Source organism: Streptomyces sp. NPDC015532 (assembly GCF_043078065.1).
In the GTDB taxonomy this organism is placed as follows: Bacteria; Actinomycetota; Actinomycetes; order Streptomycetales; family Streptomycetaceae; genus Streptomyces.
Genome location: NZ_JBIBSY010000003.1, coordinates 284,411 through 304,117 on the forward strand (window position 1 = coordinate 284,411; position 19,707 = coordinate 304,117).

The window sequence follows — 19,707 nt, forward strand, 5'->3', positions numbered from 1 at the left end:
GTAGTGGAGGCGGCACAGATCTTGCGGAGCCGTGGGGAGAGAGGGTCTGGGCCATGGACCATGGCACCGAAGCGGGCGCAGCCTCCGGCCCTGGAACCGGGAGGGGCGCGGCGGACCACGCCGGATCCGGTCGCATCCCGCTGGCCGTGGTGGTCGTGGACCGCGACGGGCTCGTCTCGCACTGGAGCAGCGGTGCGCGCCGAATGTTCGGCGTCCCCAAGGAAGAAGCGCTGGGCCGCCAGGCGGTGGACCTGCTCCCGGTCTCCGGCGCGCTCCCCGAGGAGGCGGGCGCGACCCCCTTCGGCAGCCGCGCCACGTACGACGGACTCGGCCCCGGCCTGGAGTCCTCCCTGGACGGGCATCTGTCCTATCCCGCCGCCGGACGCGCCCGGCTCACCGCGGCCGGTCCCGAGCGGATCGACGTCCTGTGGTGGGCCTACCCGCTGGTGGGTCCCGGTCCGGAGCGGCTGCTCGTGCTCGCCGCCGACGCGGCCGCGATGCGTCACGAGGACGACGACGTCTCCTTCGAGCGCATCGCGCCCGGCTTCGCGCTGCACACCGACTTCCCCGGCGCCGAGGAACTGGCCCGTCGGCTCCCCGACATCCTGCCCAGCATGAGCGTCGGCGACAGCGCCCGCATCGTCTCGCAGGTTCTGGAACTGGGCTATCCCGTCCTGGAGTTCAGCCAGAACGACCGGGTGCCCGTCACCCCCGACTGGGGCGTGCCCAGGCGCGCGGAACGCAAGGCGCGCCGCGAGCGGGCGGCCCGGGCGGCGACCTCCGGAGTGCCTCTGCCGCGGGACCCCACGGACGAGGAGAGAGAGGATCTCGAGTACGTCGCCGTCCGGGAGCGCCTGGAGTTCCTGAACGAGGTCAGCGGGCGCATCGGAACCTCCCTCGATCTGTCGCGCACCATCGTGGAGGTCAGCCGGGCCGTCGTGCCGCGCTTCACGGACGTGGCGGGCACCTACCTGCGTGAGCAGGTCGTCGCCGGCGAGGGCTTCCCCGACGGCGTGCCCGACACGACCACCATGTGGCACCGGGTCGCCCTGGAGCACACCGACGAGCCGGGCCGCTGGGACGACGTCGTCCCGGTCGGCGAGGCCATGCCCTTCCCGGCGCACACCCCGTTCTTCCAGTGCATGACCACCGGCGAGCCCGTCCTCGTGCCGCGCATCAGCGAGCGGATGGGGCACATGATCGCCGCGCAGTTCGACAAGCGCGACATCCGGCCGCTCATCACCGACCGCTCCATGCTGGTCGTGCCGCTGAAGGCCCGCAACGTGGTGCTCGGATTCATGATCCTGCTGCGGCATCCCGAGCGCGTCGAGTTCAACGACATGGACCGGGTCACCGGCGCCGAACTGGCCGCCCGCGCGGCCCTGGTGCTGGACAACGCGCGCATGTACACCTACCAGGAGAGCGTCGCCGAGACCCTCCAGGACAGCATGCTGCCGACCATCGAACCCCGCATGGCCGGCTGCGACATCGCCACCCGCTATCTGCCGGGAACGCTGCTCGGACGCGTCGGCGGCGACTGGTTCGACTCGGTGAAACTGCCCGGCTCGCGCACCGCCCTGGTCGTCGGGGACGTCATGGGCCACGGCCTCAACTCCGCCGCGATGATGGGCCAGTTGCGCACCGCCGTACAGACCATGGCCGCCCTGGACCTGCCGCCCGCCCAGCTCCTGCGCAACCTGGACGACCTCGCCCAGCGCCTCGGCGACACCTACCTCGCGACCTGCCTGTACGCCGTCTACGACCCGATCGCCGGCATGCTGCACCTCGCCAACGCGGGCCATATCCCGCCGGTCCTGGTCCGCGCCGCCGACGGCCGCAGCGAGCTGCTCGACCTGCCCACCGGAGCGCCCATCGGGGTCGGCGGAGTGCCCTTCGAGGCGGTCCGTGTGCGGGTGCGGCCCGGCGACCGGCTCGTGATGTGCACCGACGGGCTGGTCGAGGTCCGCGGCGAGGACATCGGCGTCGGCCTGGCCACGCTCTGCGAGTCCGCCGCCCACCCGGCCGCCTCCATGGACCACGCCTGCGACACCATCATCCGCGCCCTCAACACCCGCGGCGGGCGCAAGGACGACGTCGCTCTGCTGATGGCCCGGCTCAACGGGATCGCGCCCGAGGACGTCGCCGAATGGCACCTGGCGCTCGATGCGGTGGAGGCCGGCAGAGCGCGCGCCGTAGTCCGCGAACAGCTCCACGAGTGGGGCCTTGCGGGCCTCGCCGACAACGCCGCGCTGATGGTCGGCGAGCTCGTCACCAACGCCGTACGGCACGCGCGGAGCCGCCGGATCGAGCTGCGGCTCGTTCGCGGCGACACCCTGCTCTGCGAGGTGGACGACGACGACCACACGCTCCCGACACTGCTCAGCGCGGGTCCCGGGGACGAGTTCGGACGCGGCCTCAGACTCGTCAGCGCGCTGTCCCGCGCATGGGGCGCCAGCCGCACCGGCGCGGGCAAGACCGCGTGGTTCGAACTGACGCTCCCGCGCGGCTGATCCGTCCGTGCGGCGCCCCGCACGCCCGGACGGCTCCGGCGGGCGAGGAGGACGGGGTTTCGAATGCGCGGTGAAGGAACGCGTCGGCGGCTTGTCGCCGCAGTCCGGGCGCGATAGACCGATCAGGCCCGCCGGATCCCGGCGGGCGCGGTCGCGACCCCGGGAGCGGGCATGAGCGTGAGCAGTCGGTACAGAGGAGCCTGGGAGGGCTTCTGGAGCGAGGCCCCCGGCGGACAGGGCGGGGTCCTGTGGGACGCCGACCCCGCGCTCACGGCCGCGGTCCACCTCGCCCACTTCGAGCCGCACCTGACGGCACCCGACCTTCCCCTGGTGGACCTCGGTTGCGGCAACGGCACCCAGACCCGCTTCCTGTCCGACCGGTTCCCGCAGGTCGTCGGCACCGACCTCGTGTCCGCGGCGCTCGACCACGCCCGCGCCGCCGATCCGGCGGGCGGGGCCCGGTACCGCCTGCTCGACGCGGCGGACAAGACCGAGACCGAGGCACTGCACGCGGAACTCGGCGACGCCAACGTCTACATGCGCGGTGTGCTCCACCAGTCCGAGCCGGACGACCGGCAGCCCCTCGCGGACGGTCTGGCCACCCTCGCGGGTGACCGGGGCCGGGTCTTCCTGGTCGAGCTCGCCGAGGCCGCCGGTCCGATCCTGCGCGCTCTGGCGCAGAGCCCGGACGGTCCTCCGGCCAAGCTGGCCCCGGTGTTCCGGCACGGCATCGCCCCGGGCGAGGTCGCGGACGCCGCGGTCCCCGAATATCTGCGCCAGGCCGGCCTCACCGTCCTCGCGAGCGGTGAACTCCCCCTCTTCACGACGGAGCGCACGTCCGACGGCGCCCTCATCGACCTTCCGTCGAGGTGGATGGTGGCCGGGCGCCCCGGGTGATCCCGGTGGCCCGGACCGGGGGAGAGTTGTCCACAGGCTCTGCCGGGTCCGGGCCGAAGCGCGTACGGTTTCGGCATGAAGATCCTCATCAGCGCCGACATGGAAGGCGCCACGGGTGTGACCTGGCCGGCCGACGTGTTGCCGGGGACGCCCCAGTGGGAGCGGTGCCGCGCGATGTTCACCTCGGACGTGAACGCCGCGGTGCTGGGCTTCTTCGACGGCGGTGCCGACGAGGTGCTTGTCAACGAAGCCCACTGGACCATGCGGAACCTGCTGCTGGAGCGGCTCGACGAGAGAGCGGAGATGCTCACCGGACGGCACAAGGCGCTGTCCATGGTCGAGGGCGTGCAGCACGGGGACGTGGACGGCATCGCGTTCGTCGGTTACCACGCGGGAGCGGGCATGGAGGGCGTCCTCGCGCACACCTATCTGGCCAACTCGATCACCGGCGTCTGGGTCGACGGCGTACGGGCCAGCGAGGGGCTGCTCAACGCCCATGTCGTCGCCGAGTACGGCGTGCCGGTCGTGCTGGTCACCGGTGACGACGTGGCCTGCGAGGACGCCCTCGGGTACGCGCCCGGGGCGCTGAAGGTCGCCGTGAAGGACCATGTCTCGCGGTACGCGGCCGTGTGCCGCACACCGGCCAGGACCGCCGCGGACATCCGGGCCGCGGCCAAGGAGGCGGCCGCGCTGGCGGTGCGGCACGAGCCGGCCGCCGGAGGGCCGTTCACCATCGCCGTGGAGTTCGACGCCGAGCACCTGGCCATGGCCGCCACCGTCGTTCCGGGGGTCGGCCGTACCGGCGAGCGGAAGATCGCGTACACCAGCGGCACGATGTACGAGGCGATCCGGACCTTCAAGGCGGTCACCACGATCGCCTCGGCCGCGGTGGAGGAGCAGTATGGCTGACGCACTGGCACTCGACGAGGTCGTCCGGTTCACCTCCGACCTCATCCGGATCGACACGACCAACCGGGGCGGCGGGGACTGCCAGGAACGCCCGGCCGCCGAGTACGCCGCCGCCCGGCTGGCCGAAGCGGGCCTGGAACCCACACTGCTGGAGCGGACCAGGGGCCGGACGAACGTCGTGGCCCGGCTGGAGGGCACCGACCCGTCCGCGGACGCGCTGCTCGTCCACGGTCATCTGGACGTGGTGCCCGCCCAGGCCGAGGAGTGGAGCGTCCATCCGTTCTCCGGCGAGGTCCGTGACGGTGTCGTCTGGGGACGCGGCGCGGTCGACATGAAGAACATGGACGCGATGATCCTCTCGGTCGTCCGGTCCTGGGCACGCGAAGGGGTACGACCCCGCCGTGACCTGGTCATCGCCTTCACCGCGGACGAGGAGGCGAGCGCCGAGGACGGCGCGGGCTTCCTGACCGACGAGCACCCCGGACTCTTCGAGGGCTGCACCGAGGGCGTCAGCGAGTCGGGGGCGTTCACCTTCCACGACGGAAGCGGCCGGCAGCTCTATCCGATCGCCGCGGGGGAGCGCGGCACCGCCTGGATCAAACTCACCGCGCGAGGACGGGCGGGACACGGCTCCAAGGTGAACCGGAGCAACGCGGTGACCCGCCTCGCCGCCGCGGTCACCCGCATCGGCGCCCACGAGTGGCCGCTGCGCGTCACCCCGACCGTGCGGGCCGCCCTGACCGAACTCGCGGCCCTGTACGGCCTGGACGACGGCCTGGACGACGTGGACGCCCTCCTCGGCAAGCTCGGTCCGGCCGCCGCGCTCGTCGAGGCGACCGTCCGGGTCAGCGCCAACCCGACGATGCTGAGCGCCGGTTACAAGGTCAACGTGATTCCGGGGGAGGCCGTCGCCTACGTGGACGGCCGCTATCCGCCCGGCGGCGAGGACGAGTTCCGCACGACCATGGACCGGCTCACAGGGCCGGACGTCGCGTGGGAGTTCTACCACCACGGCGTCGCCCTCCAGGCGCCGCTGGACTCGCCGACGTACGCCAGGATGCGCGCGGTCGTCGAGGAGTTCGCGCCGGAGGGCCATGTCGTCCCCTACTGCATGTCGGGCGGCACGGACGCCAAGCAGTTCTCCCGTCTCGGCATCACCGGCTACGGCTTCGCGCCGCTCAAGCTTCCGGAGGGCTTCGACTACCAGGCGCTGTTCCACGGAGTCGACGAGCGCGTCCCGGTCGAGGCGCTCCACTTCGGTGTCCGCGTTCTCGACCGCTTTCTGCGTACGGCCTAGGGGGACGCGATGCGGACGACGTCATACGGTTCATGGCCCTCGCCGATCGACGCGAGGCTCGCCGCCGCGCACGACGGCCATCCCGAGTTCGTCGGTTTCGTCGGCGACGAGGCCTGGTGGACCGAGCCCCGGCCGGCCGAGGGCGGGCGGCGCACGCTGGTGCGACGGAAGGCGGACGGCACCGAGGAGACGGTCCTTCCGGCCCCCTGGAACGTACGCAGCCGCGTCATCGAGTACGGCGGCAATCCCTGGGCCGGGACCGCGCGCCCCGAGGGTCCGCTGATCGTCTTCGTCGACTTCGCCGACCAGCGCCTCTACCGCTGCGAACCCGGAGGTGAACCGAGCCCGCTGACCCCCCTCTCGCCGGTGGGAGGCGGCTTGCGCTGGGTGGATCCGCAGGTACGGCCGGAGCGCGGCGAAGTCTGGTGCGTCATGGAGGAGTTCACCGGCGACGGGCCCACCGACGTGCGCCGGGCCGTCGTCGCGGTGCCGCTGGACGGATCGGCGGCGCAGGACCGCGCCGCCGTGCGCGAACTGTCCGACGGGCGGCACCGGTTCGTCACCGGGCCCCGGCTCTCGCCGGACGGCCGGCAGGCGGTCTGGCTGGCCTGGGACCACCCGCGGATGCCCTGGGACGGTACCGAGGTGATCCTCGCGGACGTCACCGCGGACGGCACGCTGTCCGCCCCGCGGTCCGTCGCGGGGGGCCCGGAGGAGTCCGTCGTCCAGGCCGACTGGGCGGCCGACGGCACCCTCCTCTACGCCAGTGACCGCAGCGGCTGGTGGAACCTCCAGCGCCTCGGCGCGGACGGTGAGCCGGTCGCCCTCTGCCCGCGCGAGGAGGAGTTCGGCGGCCCACTCTGGAAGGTCGGACTCCGGTGGTTCGCGCCGCTGGACAGCGGCCTGGTCGCCGTCGTCCACGGACGGGGTGCCACCGCGCTCGGGATCCTGGACCCCGAGACCGGAGAGCTCGTCGACACGGCCGGTCCCTGGACCGAGTTCGCGTCGACGCTCGCCGTGCACGGCAGCCGCGTCGTTGCCGTCGCCGCCAGCCCCCGCAGTGCCCACGAGGTCGTCGAACTGGACGCACGCACCGGGCGGGCCCGGGTGATCGGCGCCGCGCACGACGACCCGGTCGACCCCGCGTACTACCCGGAACCCCAGATCCGCACCTTCGTCGGTCCCGCCGGACGTGAGGTCCACGCGCACATCTACCCGCCGCACCACCCCGGCCACGTCGGCCGCGCCGACGAACTCCCGCCGTACGTCGTCTGGGTCCACGGCGGCCCCACCAGCAGGTCGGCCCTCGTACTCGACCTGGAGATCGCCTACTTCACCTCCCGCGGGATCGGCGTGGCCGAGGTCAACTACGGCGGATCGACCGGCCACGGCCGGGAGTACCGCAACCTGCTGCGGGAGCAGTGGGGTGTCGTCGACGTCGAGGACTGCGCGGCCGTCGCGCTCGCGCTCGCCGACGAGGGCACCGCCGACCGGCGGCGGCTCGCGATCCGCGGCGGCAGCGCGGGCGGCTGGACCACGGCCGCCTCGCTGGCCACCACCGACGTCTACGCCTGCGGCACGATCCTCTATCCCGTGATCGACCTCACCGAATGGGCCTCGGGCGAGACCCACGACTTCGAGTCGCAGTACGTGGAATCGCTGGTCGGTCCGATCGCCGAGGTACCGGCCCGGTACACCGAGCGGTCGCCGTCCACGCACGCCGACGGGATCACCGCGCCCTTCCTGCTGCTCCAGGGGCTCGACGACGCCGTCTGCCCGCCCGTGCAGTGCGAACGCTTCCTGGCCCGCGTCGAGGAGCAGGGCCGCCGGGTCCCGCACGCCTACATCGCCTTCGAGGGAGAGGGACACGGTTTCCGGCGCGCCGAGACGATGGTGCGCGCCCTGGAGTCCGAACTCTCCCTGTACGCGCAGGTCCTCGGACTGGACCCGCCCGGCATCCCCACCCTGGAACTGTCCAAGTGAGGCGGCCGCCCGCCGGAGGCACCTGAACCGACAGCACCTGAACCGACGCACCTGAACACCGACACCTGAACCGACAGCACCTGAACAGCCGGCACACAAGCACCAGCACCTGAACCATCACCAACGGGAGTACGACGAGTGACCCGAACGACCGCACCGATCACCGCGCTGACCAGGCCCGCGCGGCTCGCCGCCGGGGCCAGGATCGCGGTCGTCGCGCCCAGCGGGCCCGTCCCCGAGGAACGGCTCGAAGCAGGCCTCGACATCCTGCGCGGCTGGGGCCTGGACCCTGTGGTGGCACCCCATGTCCTCGACCGGCACGCCGAGTTCGCCTATCTGGCGGGGACGGACGCGGACCGGGCCGCCGACTTCCAGGCGGCCTGGTGCGACCCGGACGTGGCCGCGGTCCTGTGCGCCCGCGGTGGCTACGGCGCTCAGCGCATGATCGGCCTGCTCGACTGGGACGCCATCCGGGCCGCGGGTCCCAAGGTCTTCGTCGGCTTCAGCGACATCACCGCGCTGCACGAGGCGTTCGCCAGGCGGGTGGGGCTCGCGACCCTGCACGGGCCGATGGTGTCGGCCCTCGGCTTCCTGAAGAGCCCGGGGGCGCAGGAGCATCTGCGGGCGACGCTGTTCGAACCCGAGTCGGTGCGGACCATCGCCTCCGGCGAAGCCGTCCCCCTCGTGCCCGGGAGGGCCCGCGGGGTCACGCTCGGCGGCTGCGCCAGTCTGCTGGCCGCCGAACTCGGCACACCGCACGCCCGTGCCGGTGCCCGGGGAGGGCTGCTCCTGATCGAGGACGTCGGCGAGGAGGCCTACCGGCTGGACCGGATCCTGACGCAACTGCTGCGCAGCGGCTGGCTCGACGGAGTGGCCGGGGTCGCGCTCGGCTCCTGGGTGGACTGCGGACCCTACGAACGACTCCGCGCGGTGTTCGCCGACCGGCTCGGCACACTCGGCGTCCCGGTCGTCGAGCACTTCGGGTTCGGGCACGCGGAGGGGACGCTGACGATGCCGTTCGGCGTCCGCGCCGAGCTCGACGCGGACGCCGGGACCCTGACCCTGGAGGAGCCCGCGCTGCGCTGACCTGTGTGCGGAGCTGCCGCCCGACCGGCGCTCGCGTAGGGTGACCGGATGCCTGAGAACGCCGGCTTTCTCGCCGAGGGCCCCCGGGTGGGCATCCGTCACTTCACCCCGGAGGACGGAGCGGAGTTCATCGCACGGGCCAGGGAGAGCAGGAGCCTGCACCGCCCCTGGCTCTTCCCGCCCGTCGACATCGACGCCTACGCCGCCTACGCCGGGCGGCTCATCGAGGATCCGGCCAAGGCCGGGTTCCTCGTCTGCGAGCGGGACGGCGGGGGGATCGCCGGGTTCATCAACATCAACAACATCGTCCTGGGCGGCTTCCTGTGCGGCGCCCTCGGCTACGGCGCCTTCGCGCACGCGGCGGGGCGCGGGCTGATGACCGAGGCACTCGGCCTCGTCGTGCGGTACGCGTTCGGGGAGATGGGCCTGCACCGGCTGGAGATCAACGCGCAGCCCGGCAACGCGGGGTCGATCGCGCTCGCCCGGACCTGCGGCTTCCGGCTCGAAGGCTTCTCGCCGGCCTTCATCCACATCGACGGGGCCTGGCGGGACCACGAACGGTGGGCGATCACCGCGGAGACGGTCAAGCCCGGCTGACGCCTTTGCGCAATCCTGACCAGATTCTGATGAGCGGACACCCTGGTCAGCAGGCCGATGACCATGTTCCATGGTCATCGTGACGACGATCCGACGTGACGTACTGGCCCTCCCGGCGGCGGAACTGGGCCCGAGCAACCCGCTGCCACCGCTGCGGACCCTCGACGAGATGCACCGTATCGACGACCGCGACCGTGCCGGCCTGCCGGGCGACATGGCCCGGCAGATCGGCTACGAGCCGCTGCGCAGCGTGCTGCCGGAGCGCATACGGGACGGGTACGAGCGAGAACGGGCGCCGCGGGAACTCGACACGATAGTGATCGAGAACGACCGGCTGCGGGCCACGGTGCTGCCCGGCTACGGGGGCCGCATCGTCTCGCTCTTCCACAAGCCCACCGCGAGGGAACTGCTCTACACCAACCCGGTGCTCCAGCCGGCCTGCTTCGCCCTCAACGGCGCCTGGTTCTCCGGTGGCATCGAGTGGAACATCGGAGCCACCGGGCACACCACCCTGTCGTGCTCACCCGTCCACGCGGCCCGCGTCCCCGCCCCGGGCGGCGGCGAGATGCTGCGCTTGTGGGAGTGGGAACGCCTGCGCGACCTCCCCTTCCAGGTCGATCTGTGGCTGCCGGACGGTTCGGACTTCCTGTATGTCGGCGTCCGGGTCCGCAACCCGCACGAGAAGCCCGCCCCCCTGTACTGGTGGTCCAACATCGCGGTCCCCGAGGAGCGCAGGGTGATCGCCCCGGCCGAGGAGGCCTGGCACTTCGGCTACGAGCGACGGCTGCGCCGGGTGCCCGTGCCGGCGTACGACGGGATCGACCGGACGTACCCGCTCAACAGCACCTTCCCCGCCGACTACTTCTACGAGGTGCCCGACGGACGGCGCCGCTGGATCGCCGCGGTCGACGACGCGGGCGAGGGGCTGGTCCAGACGTCCACCGACGTGCTGCGCGGGCGCAAGCTGTTCGTCTGGGGCTCGGGGCCCGGCGGGCGGCGCTGGCAGGAGTGGCTCACCGAGCCGGGGACCGGCGGGTACTGCGAGATCCAGGCCGGACTCGCCCGCACCCAGCTCGAACACGTCAGGCTGGAGGCCGAGAGCGACGTCTCCTGGCTGGAGGCGTACGGGCCGCTGTCCGTGAGCCCCGAGCCGGCCCACGGGGCCGACTGGGAGGCCGCGCGGGCGGAGACCGAGAGCCGTCTGGAGAGCGCCCTGTCCCGGGAGGCGGTCGAGGCCGCGTACGCAGCCTGGCTGCCGCACGCCGACCTCGCGCCCGGCGAGGTCCTCGCCGCCGGTTCCGGCTGGGGCGCGCTCGAAGTCCTGCGTGCCGCGCACAAGTTGCCCGGTACGCCCTTCGAGGAGAGCACGCTCGGCGAGGAACAGGAACCGTGGCGGGAACTGCTGGTCTCCGGCGCGTTCCCCGAGCTCCGGCGGGTCGGACCGCCCGGCGAGACACTGGTGGCCTCGCACTGGCGCGACCTGCTGGAGACGGCACCCGCCACTCCGGCCGCCGAGTACCACCTCGGAGTCGCCCAGTGGCATGCCGGAGATGTGGCGCAAGCCGTGCGGAGCTGGGAGCGGGCGCTCGAACTCGCCCCGTCGCAGTGGCCGTTGCTGCGCTGCCTCGCCGTCGCCGACCAGGAGGCGGGCAACGACGAGCGTGCCGCGGACCGTTATGCCGAGGCCTTCGACGACCTGTGCCGGGAGCGGCGCGACGACGGGCGGCGGTGGACCGCGGCGACCGCCGCGCTCGGCCGCGAGGCCGTCGAGGCGCTGCTGAAGGCCCGCCGTCCCGCGCAGGCGCGTGCCGTGTGGGCACGGCTGCACCCCGGAACGCGGGACCGTGGCCGGTTCCGCCTCGTCGAGGCCGAACTGCTGCTCGCCGAGGGCCGCCGCGAGGACGCCCTGGCGATCTTCGACGAGGGCTTCGAGGTCGCCGACCTGCGCGAGGGGGCGGAGACCATCGACCGGCTGTGGTCCCGGCTCAGCGACGAGCCCCTGCCGGCCCGCTACGACTTCCGCATGCGGCCGCCGTCCACGCTCTGATCCCGTGAGGCCCGTCGCTTCCGGGACGAGAGCCCGTGATCACGCCTCGGGTGCGCCACCGCCGGGTGGTGCACCCGAGGCGTGCCGCGTCGCGGGGCGGGCGCCCGTCAGCCGTGGCGGTCCGCGTACTCGTACACCGACCCGTCGGGATGTACGGCGATGAGGTTGCGGCCACCGGGTGTCTCCACCGGGCCCGCGACGACACGGGCGCCGAGACCGGTGAGGACCCGGCCGGTCTCCTCGACGTCCTTGACGGCGATCGTCGCCGCGACCTTGCGCAACACGTCGAGTTCGGACTCGGGCCCGCTCATCAGCAGGAAGCAGCCGACCGCGGCGACCGACACACCGCCGCGCTCGAAGCGGAGCGCTCTGCCGCCCGCGAGCCGCTCGTAGAAGGGGACCGCAGTCTCCAGGTCGTCGACGCAGACGCGCAGCGTGGCTCCCAGAATCTCCATGAGGGCGAGCCTAGTTGGGCGGGAAGGGGAGGGGAGATCGATTCGGACGATCGCCCTCGGAGCCCGGGCGCTCACGTTACGCGTCCGGTCGCCCGGGTACCCGCACACGATGAAGCGCATCGAGCATCTGGAGCATCTGGACAGGGAACTCGTCGACGAACTCACCCTGGTGGCCCGCGAGACCGTCCGGGACGAACTGCGCGAGCAGGCGGTCGACAAGCGCCGGACGGCGGCACTGTACGCCGCCTCGGGTGCCGCCGCGCTGTACGCGGGCGCCGCCCTGGTCCTCGCCCTCGGTCTGGCCCTCGCGTCGGCGATGCCCGGCTGGGCCGCCGCCCTCGTCGCCGCGGCGGTGCTCGCGGCCGCCGCGTACGCGCTGCGGGGCATGGCCCGGCCGTCCCGGCCGAGGCCGGCCACCGGGGACCTGGACGCGCTCACCCCGCCCGGCCGGGTCATCGGCGGCCACGCGCCCGCCTCCCCGCCCGGCGGCATGGGCCTGATGTACCCGCCGATCCCGTCCGGAGCGCCCGACGTCCCCGGTACGGCCACGGACCCGGGTCCCTCCGACGACCCCGAGGTGTGGCTGAACCGGGCCCGCTAGGCGGCGCCCGGGACACCGGGAGCGTGAAACACCGGGCGTGCCCGTGTTTGGGCCCCCGGCTCAGGGGGACGCGGAAAGCCCGTACGGCGGGCGGGAGACCGGCCCCGCACCGCGCCGGTGAGGCGGCCGGAGCACCGCGCTGTCCAGAAACCGCCCGATCCGGGGGAGACGTAGGGAGGAGCATCATGAACACACGCCGGCTCATCGACCTGGCCCAGCAACTGCGCGTCGACAGCATCCGGGCCGCCGACGCCGCGGGCTCGGGACATCCGACGTCGTCCATGTCCGCCGCCGACCTGATGGCGGTCCTGCTGGCCGAGCACACGCGCTACGACTTCGAACGCCCCCGGCATCCCGGCAACGACCGCTTCGTCCTCTCCAAGGGCCACGCCTCACCGCTCCTGTACTCCGCGTACAAGGCCGCCGGCGCGCTGAACGAGGCCGAACTGCTCACGTTCCGCAAGGCGGGCAGCCGGCTCGAAGGCCATCCCACGCCACGGCGGCTCCCGTGGGTCGAGACCGCCACCGGATCGCTCGGACAGGGTCTGCCCGTGGGGGTCGGCATCGCGCTCGCCGGAAAGCGGCTCGACCGCACCGGTTACCGCGTCCGGGTGCTGTGCGGTGACAGCGAACTCGCCGAGGGCTCCGTGTGGGAGGCGGCCGAGCACGCGGGGTACGAGCACCTCGACAACCTCACCGTGATCGTCGACGTCAACCGCCTGGGCCAGCGCGGGCCGACCCGGCACGGACACGACCTCGACGCGTACGCGCGCCGTTTCGGGGCCTTCGGCTGGCACACCGTCGAGATCGACGGACACGACGTGGAGGCGATCGACCGGGCCTTCACGGAGGCGGACTCCACGAGCGGACAGCCGACCGTCATCCTCGCCCGCACCCTCAAGGGCAAGGGTGTGACAGCGGTCCAGGACCGCGAGGGACTGCACGGCAAACCGCTGCCGGACGCCGCCGGGGCGATCGCCGAACTCGGCGGAGTGCACGACCGCCGGGTGGTCGTCCAGCAGCCGCCCGCCGCCCGGACGCTGCACGCCGTACGGTCCGGACACCTCGACCTGCCGCGGTACGAGACCGGTGACGAGGTCGCCACCCGCGACGCCTTCGGAAAGGCGCTCGCCGCCCTCGGCGACGCCCGCGGAGACGTCGTCGCCCTGGACGGCGAGGTCGGCGATTCGACCCGTGCCGAGCTCTTCGCCAAGAACCACCCCGAGCGCTACTTCGAGTGCTACATCGCCGAGCAGCAACTGGTCGCCACGGCCGTGGGCATGGCCACGCGCGGCTGGGTGCCGTACGCGACGACGTTCGCGGCCTTCCTCACCCGGGCCCACGACTTCGTCCGCATGGCCTCCATCAGCGGTGCCGGCGTCAACCTCGTCGGCTCCCACGCGGGTGTCTCCATCGGGCAGGACGGGCCCTCGCAGATGGGCCTTGAGGACCTGGCGATGTTCCGGTCCGTGTACGGCTCGACCGTGCTGTACCCGTGCGACGCCAACCAGACGGGGAAGCTCGTCGCCACGATGGCCGGCCTGGAGGGCATCCGCTATCTGCGCACCTCACGCGGTGACAGCCCCGTCATCTACAGCGCCACCGAGGAGTTCCCGGTCGGCGGCAGCAAGGTGCTCCGCGCCTCGGCCGACGACCGGCTCACGCTCGTCGCCGCGGGCGTCACCGTCCACGAGGCGCTGGCCGCCGCGGAGGCACTCGACCGCGAGGGCATCCAGGCCCGCGTGATCGACCTCTACTCGGTCAAGCCCGTGGACCGCGCGACCCTGCGCGAGGCCGCCGAGGAGACCGGCTGCCTGGTCACGGTGGAGGACCACCGGGAGGAGGGCGGACTCGGGGACGCGGTGCTCGACGCCTTCACCGACGGCCGGCCCGTGCCACGCCTGGTGCGTCTCGCCGTCCGCACGATGCCGGGCTCCGCGAGTCCCGAGGAGCAGCTCCACGCCGCGGGCATCGACGCCGAGTCGATCGCGGCGGCGGGCCGTCTGCTGGTCGAGACGGCCATGGTGCGCTGACCGTCCCGGGGCGGGAGTGAGCCGTGGCGTGCGGATCGTCCCGGGGCGGGGGCACGCGGTGGTGTGCCGAACGTCCCGGGGCCGGGGCACGCCGTGGTGTGCCGGCCGTCCCGGAGGGTCGTCGTGGTGCGCCGACCGGACTCCGGAGGGCACCATGGTCAGTACGCCGCGGGGGTGCGAGGGAAGCGCGGGAGGAGACTCATGAGCGCTCTGCGCTACGTCTACGCGATCTGCCGCCCCTTCCCGGCGGCGCTGTCGGCCGAGCTGGCCGGCGTCGGGGGCGTCCCGCCCAGACTGCTGCGCCACGACGACCTGATCGCCGTGGTCGGCTCGGTCCCGGAACGGGACTTCGCCGCGGAGCCGCTGCGCCGCCGGCTGGAGGACGTCCACTGGCTGGAGGCGACGGCCCGCGCCCATCAGGGCGTCATCGACGCGCTCACCGTCGTCACCAGCCCGCTGCCGCTCCGGCTCGCCACCGTTCTGCGGGACGACAGCGGCGTACGCGTGATGATGGACGAACGCCGGGAGGATTTCGAGCGGACGCTCGACCGGCTCGACGGACGCGTGGAATGGGACGTGAAGGTGTACGCCGAAACGGCCGATTCTTCCGGGGAGACGGGGAAAACCCGGGAACGCGCGGATGAATTCACGCGCCGGCTGCACGGCACCCTTTCCGAGTGCGCCGAGGAGAACAGGCTGCTGCCCCCGCGCAATCCGGTACGGAACGCGGCGCGGAATCCGGCGTCCGCTCGCGAGGTGTCCCGGGGAGAAGAGGGTTCCGAAATTCTTGACGCCGCCTATCTGGTGCCGCGCGCGGACTCGGGGGAATTCGTGGAACGGGTGAACGGGAGCGCGGGCGACGAGCCGGGGATGCGGGTGGAGCTGACGGGACCGTGGGCGGCGTACTCCTTCACGGGATCCACGGGCCTCACGGGGTTCACCGGCCTCACGGGCTGATCGGGCGGAACGGTCTGAGGGGCACGGAGCCACGGCCCCGGATCCAGGACCGTCCCGGATCCGGGGCCGCGCAGAGCGGTGCCGCGGAATCAGGCTTCCTTTCGGCAGAGAATTTCTCCGTGGAGGACCGAGAACCAGCCGTCCTCCTCCTGTCCCCACTGCCGCCAGGCGTCCGACACCGCCCGCAGTTCGCCCGTGTCCGCCTGGCCGCCCTCCGTCGCCCGCTCCGCGTACGCCGAGGCCAGCGTGCGGTCGGCCCACAGCCGGCTCCACCACTCCCGCTCGTCCTCGGTGGCGAAGGTCCAGGTGCTCGACGTGGCCGTGATGTCCCGGATCCCGGCCGCCAGCGCCCAGGACTTGAGACGGCGGCCTGCGTCGGGCTCGCCCCCGTTGGCGCGGGCGACGCGCAGGTACAGGTCGAGCCAGTCGTCCATGCCCGGAGTGGACGGGTACCAGGTCATGGACGAGTAGTCCGCGTCGCGGACCGCGATCAGCCCGCCGGGCTTGGTGACCCGGCGCATCTCGCGCAGCGCCTGCACCGGATCACCCACGTGCTGGAGCACCTGGTGGGCGTGGACCACGCAGAACGTGTCGTCCGGGTACTCCAGCGCGTGGACGTCCGCGACGCCGAACTCGACGTTGCGCAGGCCGCGTTCGGCCGCCGTCCGACGTGCCTGGCCGAGGATTCCGGGCGCGTGGTCGACGCCGGTGACGTGGCCGTCCGGTACCCGTTCGGCCAGGTCAGCGGTGATGGTGCCCGGTCCGCAGCCGATGTCGAGGATCTTCATGTGCGGCTTCAGCGAGTCGAGCAGGTAGGCCGCCGAGTTGGCGGCCGTGCGCCAGGTGTGCGAGCGCAGCACCGACTCGTGGTGGCCGTGGGTGTAGACGGCGGTCTCCTGTGGATTCGCCCGCGACTGCGACATGACCGATCCCCTTCTCGTCGTACGGGCCTCGCGGAGGCGTCCGCACTCCCTGAGGCGATGTCATCACCGTACGCGGGCATGTCGAATAATGAGACCCGGATCTTGCTATATGGACATGCTGTGGGCGGCGGACAGTCCGCGCGGGCGCGCGGCGGGCGGGAAGCGGGAACGGGTCAGTGCGCGGGAAGCGGGCGGTAGACGGTCAGCGCCTCACGGCTCTTGCGCAGGGTCACCTCGCCGCTCACCTCGGTGACCTCCCCGTCGTAGGCCAGCAGCGTGCCGGGCGCCACGCCCTCGATGCGCAGACGGCCAACCCGTACGGCCGCGTGCGCGGGCGAGCGGGTGAGGGGACCCGCGAAGGCCGCGGCCAGCAGCCGCACCGCGGGATGGCGGCCGCCGTGCACGACCCGCACGTCGAGGCGGCCGTCCGCGAGGTCGAAGCGCCGGGCGGGCGCCAGTCCCATCCGGTGGTAGGTGCCGTTGCCGGCGAACAGCAGCCACAACGGGTGCGTACGGCCGCCGAGTTCGACCCGCAGCGGGTGATGGTCGGCACGCAGCACCCGCAGGGCGCCCAGCACGCCGGCCGGCCAGCTGCCGATCGTCTTGGACCAGTTCTCCCGCTCGCGCACCAGCTCCGGGTAGATGCCCAGGCTGCACGTGTTGAGGAAGATGCCCTCCTTGCCGCCGGACGCGAACCGTCCCACGTCCACCTGGACCGCCTCCCCCTCCTGGAGCGCGCGGACCAGATCGCGTTCGCCCTCCACACCGAGGTCGTGGGCGAAGTGGTTGAGCGTGCCGCCCGGCAGCACGGCGAGGGGGATCCCGTGACGCAGGGCGACCTCGGCCGCGGTGTTCACCGTGCCGTCGCCGCCGCACACGCCCAGCACCCGGGCGCGGATCGCCGCCTTCTCCAACTCCTCCCGCAGGTCACAGGGTTCGCACTGCACGATCTCGGCCCGCGGCAACGCGCCGGCCAGCGCGCCGACCCGCTCCGAGGTGCCCGAGCCCGTGTTGGCCACCATGACCAGGCCCTCCCCCTCGCCCTCGGCCAGCGCGGGCGCGTCGGTGCGCGGACGGCCGGGCGGGGTCAGCTGATCCCGGGTGGGCACCAGCGCGCGCACGGCGTACGCGGCGCCGACGCCCAGGGCCGCACCGGCCAGGACGTCGCTCGGGAAGTGGACGCCGGTGTAGACGCGGGACAGTGCCACGGACGCGGCCAGCGGCGCGACGACCGCGCCCCAGCCGCGGGACTCCAGCGCCATCCCCGTGGCGAAGGCGGCGGCGGAGGCGGCGTGCCCCGACGGGAACGACGTGGTGATCGGCTGCCGCTTGAGCTGCCGCACGGCGGGGACCGGGCCGAGACCGGGGCGGGCGCGGCGCACCGAGCGCTTGCCGAGGGTGTTGATCGTGGCGGAGGCCAGGGCGAGCGAGGCGACACCCCGTGCGGCGGCCCGGCGGGCCCGCGGGGTGCGGCTCGCCGCCACGGCGGCGGCCGTCGCGAACCACAGGGCACCGTGGTTCGCGCCCCGGCTCAGCCGCGGCAGCACGGGGTCACCGCCCGGCCAGTGCCGCGCCGCGACCGCCTCGAAGAGCCGGAGGTCCAGGGAGAGCAGGCGGTCCCGAAGGGCGTGGCGGCCCGGTACGAGAGCGGTGAGGTCGACATCCGGGGTCGTGGTCATGCGGGTCCGTCTACCCCGGATCAGGCGGTTCCCGCCCCCGGCCCCGGCCCGTCGTCGCATACCCGTTTGCCCCGCACCCCCGCTCCCCGGAGAATGCCTGCCCATGGGACATCTCGAAGCCGCACATCTTGAGTACTACCTTCCCGACGGGAGGGCGCTGCTCGGCGATGTGTCGTTTCGGGTGGGGGAAGGCGCCGTCGTGGCCCTGGTGGGGCCCAACGGCGCCGGGAAGACGACGCTGCTGCGGCTGATCTCGGGGGAGCTCAAGCCCCACGGCGGGACCGTGAACGTGGGCGGCGGACTCGGGGTGATGCGGCAGTTCGTGGGGTCCGTGCGCGACGAGACGACCGTGCGCGAGCTGCTCGTCTCCGTGGCCCCGCCCCGGATCCGCCAGGCCGCCGAAGCCGTGGACGCCGCCGAGCACGCCATGATGACCGTGGACGACGAGGCGTCACAGCTCCGCTACGCGCAGGCGCTGTCCGACTGGGCCGAGGTCCGCGGATACGAGGCCGAGACCCTCTGGGACATGTGCACGACGGCCGCCCTCGGCGTCCCCTACGAGAAGGCCCAGTGGCGCCTGGTCAGGACCCTGTCCGGAGGTGAGCAGAAGCGCCTGGTGCTGGAGGCGCTGCTGCGCGGCACCGACGAGGTGCTGCTCCTCGACGAGCCGGACAACTATCTCGACGTGCCCGGCAAGCGCTGGCTGGAGGAACGCCTCAAGGAGACCCGCAAGACCGTTCTGTTCGTCTCCCACGACCGCGAACTCCTCGCCCGCGCCGCCCAGAAGATCGTCAGCGTCGAGCCCGGCCCGGCCGGAGCGGACGCCTGGGTGCACGGGGCCGGATTCGCGACGTATCACGAGGCCAGGAGGGAGCGGTTCGCGCGCTTCGAGGAGCTGCGCAGGCGCTGGGACGAGAAGCACGCGCAGCTCAAGAAGCTGGTGCTGAACCTCCGTCAGGCGGCCGCCGTGAGCCATGAGATGGCGTCCCGCTACGCGGCGGCGCAGACCCGGCTGCGCAAGTTCGAGGAGGCCGGACCGCCTCCGGAGCCGCCGCGCGAGCAGGACATCAAGATGCGGCTGCACGGCGGGCGGACCGGGGTGAGGGCCGTGACCTGCAAGGGACTTGAGCTCACCGGTCTGATGAAGCCCTTCGACCTGGAGATCTTCTACGGCGAGCGGGTCGCCGTCCTCGGCTCCAACGGCTCGGGGAAGTCGCACTTCCTGCGGCTGCTCGCGGGCGGCGAGGTCGCGCACACCGGCGAGTGGAAGCTCGGCGCCCGCGTGGTCGCCGGCCACTTCGCGCAGACGCACGCCCATCCGGAACTGGAGGGCCGCACGCTCCTGGACATCCTGTGGACCGAGCACTCACAGGACCGCGGAGCGGCGATGTCCCGGCTGCGCCGCTACGAGCTGACCGCCCAGGCCGAGCAGCGCTTCGAGAAGCTGTCGGGCGGCCAGCAGGCGCGTTTCCAGATCCTGCTCCTGGAACTGGAGGGCTCGACGGCCCTGCTCCTCGACGAGCCGACCGACAACCTCGACCTGGAGTCCGCGGAGGCGCTTCAGGAGGGCCTGGAGGCGTACGAGGGGACGGTGCTGTCGGTCACCCACGACCGCTGGTTCGCCCGCTCCTTCGACCGCTACCTGGTCTTCGGCTCGGACGGCCGGGTACGGGAGACGCGGGAGCCCGTGTGGGACGAGCGCCGCGTGGAGCGCGAGCGGTAGGAGCTGTCCC

At 72.9% G+C, this 19,707-nt stretch carries 15 protein-coding genes; 12 read left to right on the forward strand and 3 right to left on the reverse strand.

All coding sequences use genetic code 11. From position 1 onward, the window contains the following. The first annotated feature begins 53 nt into the window (after positions 1-53). The 8 genes from ACF07B_RS12545 (at position 54) to ACF07B_RS12580 (ending at position 11,326) form a co-directional block, all read left to right on the forward strand. Complete coding sequence (locus ACF07B_RS12545) at positions 54-2,510, forward strand: SpoIIE family protein phosphatase (protein WP_392178928.1); 2,457 nt, start codon at positions 54-56, stop codon at positions 2,508-2,510. Positions 2,511-2,681: 171 nt separating this feature from the next. After that, on the forward strand, positions 2,682-3,407 hold the full coding sequence (locus ACF07B_RS12550) for a class I SAM-dependent methyltransferase (RefSeq protein WP_392178929.1): 726 nt from the start codon (positions 2,682-2,684) through the stop codon (positions 3,405-3,407). Positions 3,408-3,482: 75 nt separating this feature from the next. Further along, a complete protein-coding gene (locus ACF07B_RS12555) occupies positions 3,483-4,316 on the forward strand; it encodes a M55 family metallopeptidase (protein ID WP_392178930.1) in 834 nt (277 codons plus the stop codon). Continuing rightward, on the forward strand, positions 4,309-5,613 hold the full coding sequence (locus ACF07B_RS12560; RefSeq protein WP_392178931.1) for a M20/M25/M40 family metallo-hydrolase: 1,305 nt from the start codon (positions 4,309-4,311) through the stop codon (positions 5,611-5,613). Before ACF07B_RS12555 ends, ACF07B_RS12560 begins: the two co-directional genes overlap by 8 nt. A gap of 9 nt (positions 5,614-5,622) precedes the next feature. Continuing rightward, positions 5,623-7,596 carry an LpqB family beta-propeller domain-containing protein gene (locus ACF07B_RS12565; protein WP_392178932.1) on the forward strand — a complete coding sequence of 658 codons (1,974 nt, stop codon included), beginning with the start codon at positions 5,623-5,625 and terminating at the stop codon, positions 7,594-7,596. Positions 7,597-7,755: 159 nt separating this feature from the next. Then, positions 7,756-8,682 (forward strand): LD-carboxypeptidase, encoded by a 927-nt coding sequence (locus ACF07B_RS12570; protein ID WP_392179197.1) that lies wholly within the window; start codon positions 7,756-7,758, stop codon positions 8,680-8,682. Between the two features lie 48 nt (positions 8,683-8,730). Continuing rightward, the gene (locus tag ACF07B_RS12575) at positions 8,731-9,279 is read left to right on the forward strand and encodes a GNAT family N-acetyltransferase (RefSeq protein ID WP_369483735.1); all 549 of its coding nucleotides are present in this window, start codon (positions 8,731-8,733) and stop codon (positions 9,277-9,279) included. Positions 9,280-9,349: 70 nt separating this feature from the next. Then, positions 9,350-11,326: a DUF5107 domain-containing protein gene (locus tag ACF07B_RS12580; protein WP_392178933.1), complete on the forward strand. Its 1,977-nt coding sequence runs from the start codon at positions 9,350-9,352 to the stop codon at positions 11,324-11,326. 107 nt (positions 11,327-11,433) lie between these two features. Here the strand turns inward: ACF07B_RS12580 and ACF07B_RS12585 are convergent, their stop codons facing one another. Next, the gene (locus ACF07B_RS12585; RefSeq protein ID WP_392178934.1) at positions 11,434-11,781 is read right to left on the reverse strand and encodes a VOC family protein; all 348 of its coding nucleotides are present in this window, start codon (positions 11,779-11,781) and stop codon (positions 11,434-11,436) included. 109 nt (positions 11,782-11,890) lie between these two features. Here ACF07B_RS12585 and ACF07B_RS12590 point away from each other — a divergent pair, with 109 nt between their 5' ends. The 3 genes from ACF07B_RS12590 (at position 11,891) to ACF07B_RS12600 (ending at position 15,372) form a co-directional block, all read left to right on the forward strand. Next, complete coding sequence (locus ACF07B_RS12590) at positions 11,891-12,382, forward strand: phage holin family protein (protein ID WP_392178935.1); 492 nt, start codon at positions 11,891-11,893, stop codon at positions 12,380-12,382. A gap of 185 nt (positions 12,383-12,567) precedes the next feature. After that, positions 12,568-14,415, forward strand: a complete 1,848-nt coding sequence (locus ACF07B_RS12595; RefSeq protein WP_392178936.1) for a transketolase — start codon at positions 12,568-12,570, stop codon at positions 14,413-14,415. Positions 14,416-14,616: 201 nt separating this feature from the next. Then, a complete protein-coding gene (locus ACF07B_RS12600) occupies positions 14,617-15,372 on the forward strand; it encodes a GvpL/GvpF family gas vesicle protein (protein WP_392178937.1) in 756 nt (251 codons plus the stop codon). Between the two features lie 89 nt (positions 15,373-15,461). Here ACF07B_RS12600 and ACF07B_RS12605 read toward each other — a convergent pair whose 3' ends face one another. After that, positions 15,462-16,295: a class I SAM-dependent methyltransferase gene (locus ACF07B_RS12605; protein ID WP_392178938.1), complete on the reverse strand. Its 834-nt coding sequence runs from the start codon at positions 16,293-16,295 to the stop codon at positions 15,462-15,464. 173 nt (positions 16,296-16,468) lie between these two features. After that, a complete protein-coding gene (locus tag ACF07B_RS12610; RefSeq protein ID WP_392178939.1) occupies positions 16,469-17,974 on the reverse strand; it encodes a bifunctional phosphatase PAP2/diacylglycerol kinase family protein in 1,506 nt (501 codons plus the stop codon). Positions 17,975-18,077: 103 nt separating this feature from the next. Between ACF07B_RS12610 and ACF07B_RS12615 the strand changes: the two genes are divergently transcribed. Then, positions 18,078-19,697, forward strand: a complete 1,620-nt coding sequence (locus tag ACF07B_RS12615) for an ABC-F family ATP-binding cassette domain-containing protein (protein ID WP_369483742.1) — start codon at positions 18,078-18,080, stop codon at positions 19,695-19,697. Positions 19,698-19,707 lie beyond the last annotated feature (10 nt).

Excerpts from the sequence above, each read along its gene's own strand:
- ACF07B_RS12545 (WP_392178928.1), top strand. The coding sequence starts at position 54 with ATGGACCATGGCACCGAAGCGGGCGCAGCCTCCGGCCCTGGAACCGGG.
- ACF07B_RS12550 (WP_392178929.1), top strand. The coding sequence starts at position 2,682 with ATGAGCGTGAGCAGTCGGTACAGAGGAGCCTGGGAGGGCTTCTGGAGC.
- ACF07B_RS12555 (WP_392178930.1), top strand. The coding sequence starts at position 3,483 with ATGAAGATCCTCATCAGCGCCGACATGGAAGGCGCCACGGGTGTGACC.
- ACF07B_RS12560 (WP_392178931.1), top strand. The coding sequence starts at position 4,309 with ATGGCTGACGCACTGGCACTCGACGAGGTCGTCCGGTTCACCTCCGAC.
- ACF07B_RS12565 (WP_392178932.1), top strand. The coding sequence starts at position 5,623 with ATGCGGACGACGTCATACGGTTCATGGCCCTCGCCGATCGACGCGAGG.
- ACF07B_RS12575 (WP_369483735.1), top strand. The coding sequence starts at position 8,731 with ATGCCTGAGAACGCCGGCTTTCTCGCCGAGGGCCCCCGGGTGGGCATC.
- ACF07B_RS12580 (WP_392178933.1), top strand. The coding sequence starts at position 9,350 with ATGGTCATCGTGACGACGATCCGACGTGACGTACTGGCCCTCCCGGCG.
- ACF07B_RS12585 (WP_392178934.1), bottom strand. The coding sequence starts at position 11,781 with ATGGAGATTCTGGGAGCCACGCTGCGCGTCTGCGTCGACGACCTGGAG.
- ACF07B_RS12590 (WP_392178935.1), top strand. The coding sequence starts at position 11,891 with ATGAAGCGCATCGAGCATCTGGAGCATCTGGACAGGGAACTCGTCGAC.
- ACF07B_RS12595 (WP_392178936.1), top strand. The coding sequence starts at position 12,568 with ATGAACACACGCCGGCTCATCGACCTGGCCCAGCAACTGCGCGTCGAC.
- ACF07B_RS12600 (WP_392178937.1), top strand. The coding sequence starts at position 14,617 with ATGAGCGCTCTGCGCTACGTCTACGCGATCTGCCGCCCCTTCCCGGCG.
- ACF07B_RS12605 (WP_392178938.1), bottom strand. The coding sequence starts at position 16,295 with ATGTCGCAGTCGCGGGCGAATCCACAGGAGACCGCCGTCTACACCCAC.
- ACF07B_RS12610 (WP_392178939.1), bottom strand. The coding sequence starts at position 17,974 with ATGACCACGACCCCGGATGTCGACCTCACCGCTCTCGTACCGGGCCGC.
- ACF07B_RS12615 (WP_369483742.1), top strand. The coding sequence starts at position 18,078 with ATGGGACATCTCGAAGCCGCACATCTTGAGTACTACCTTCCCGACGGG.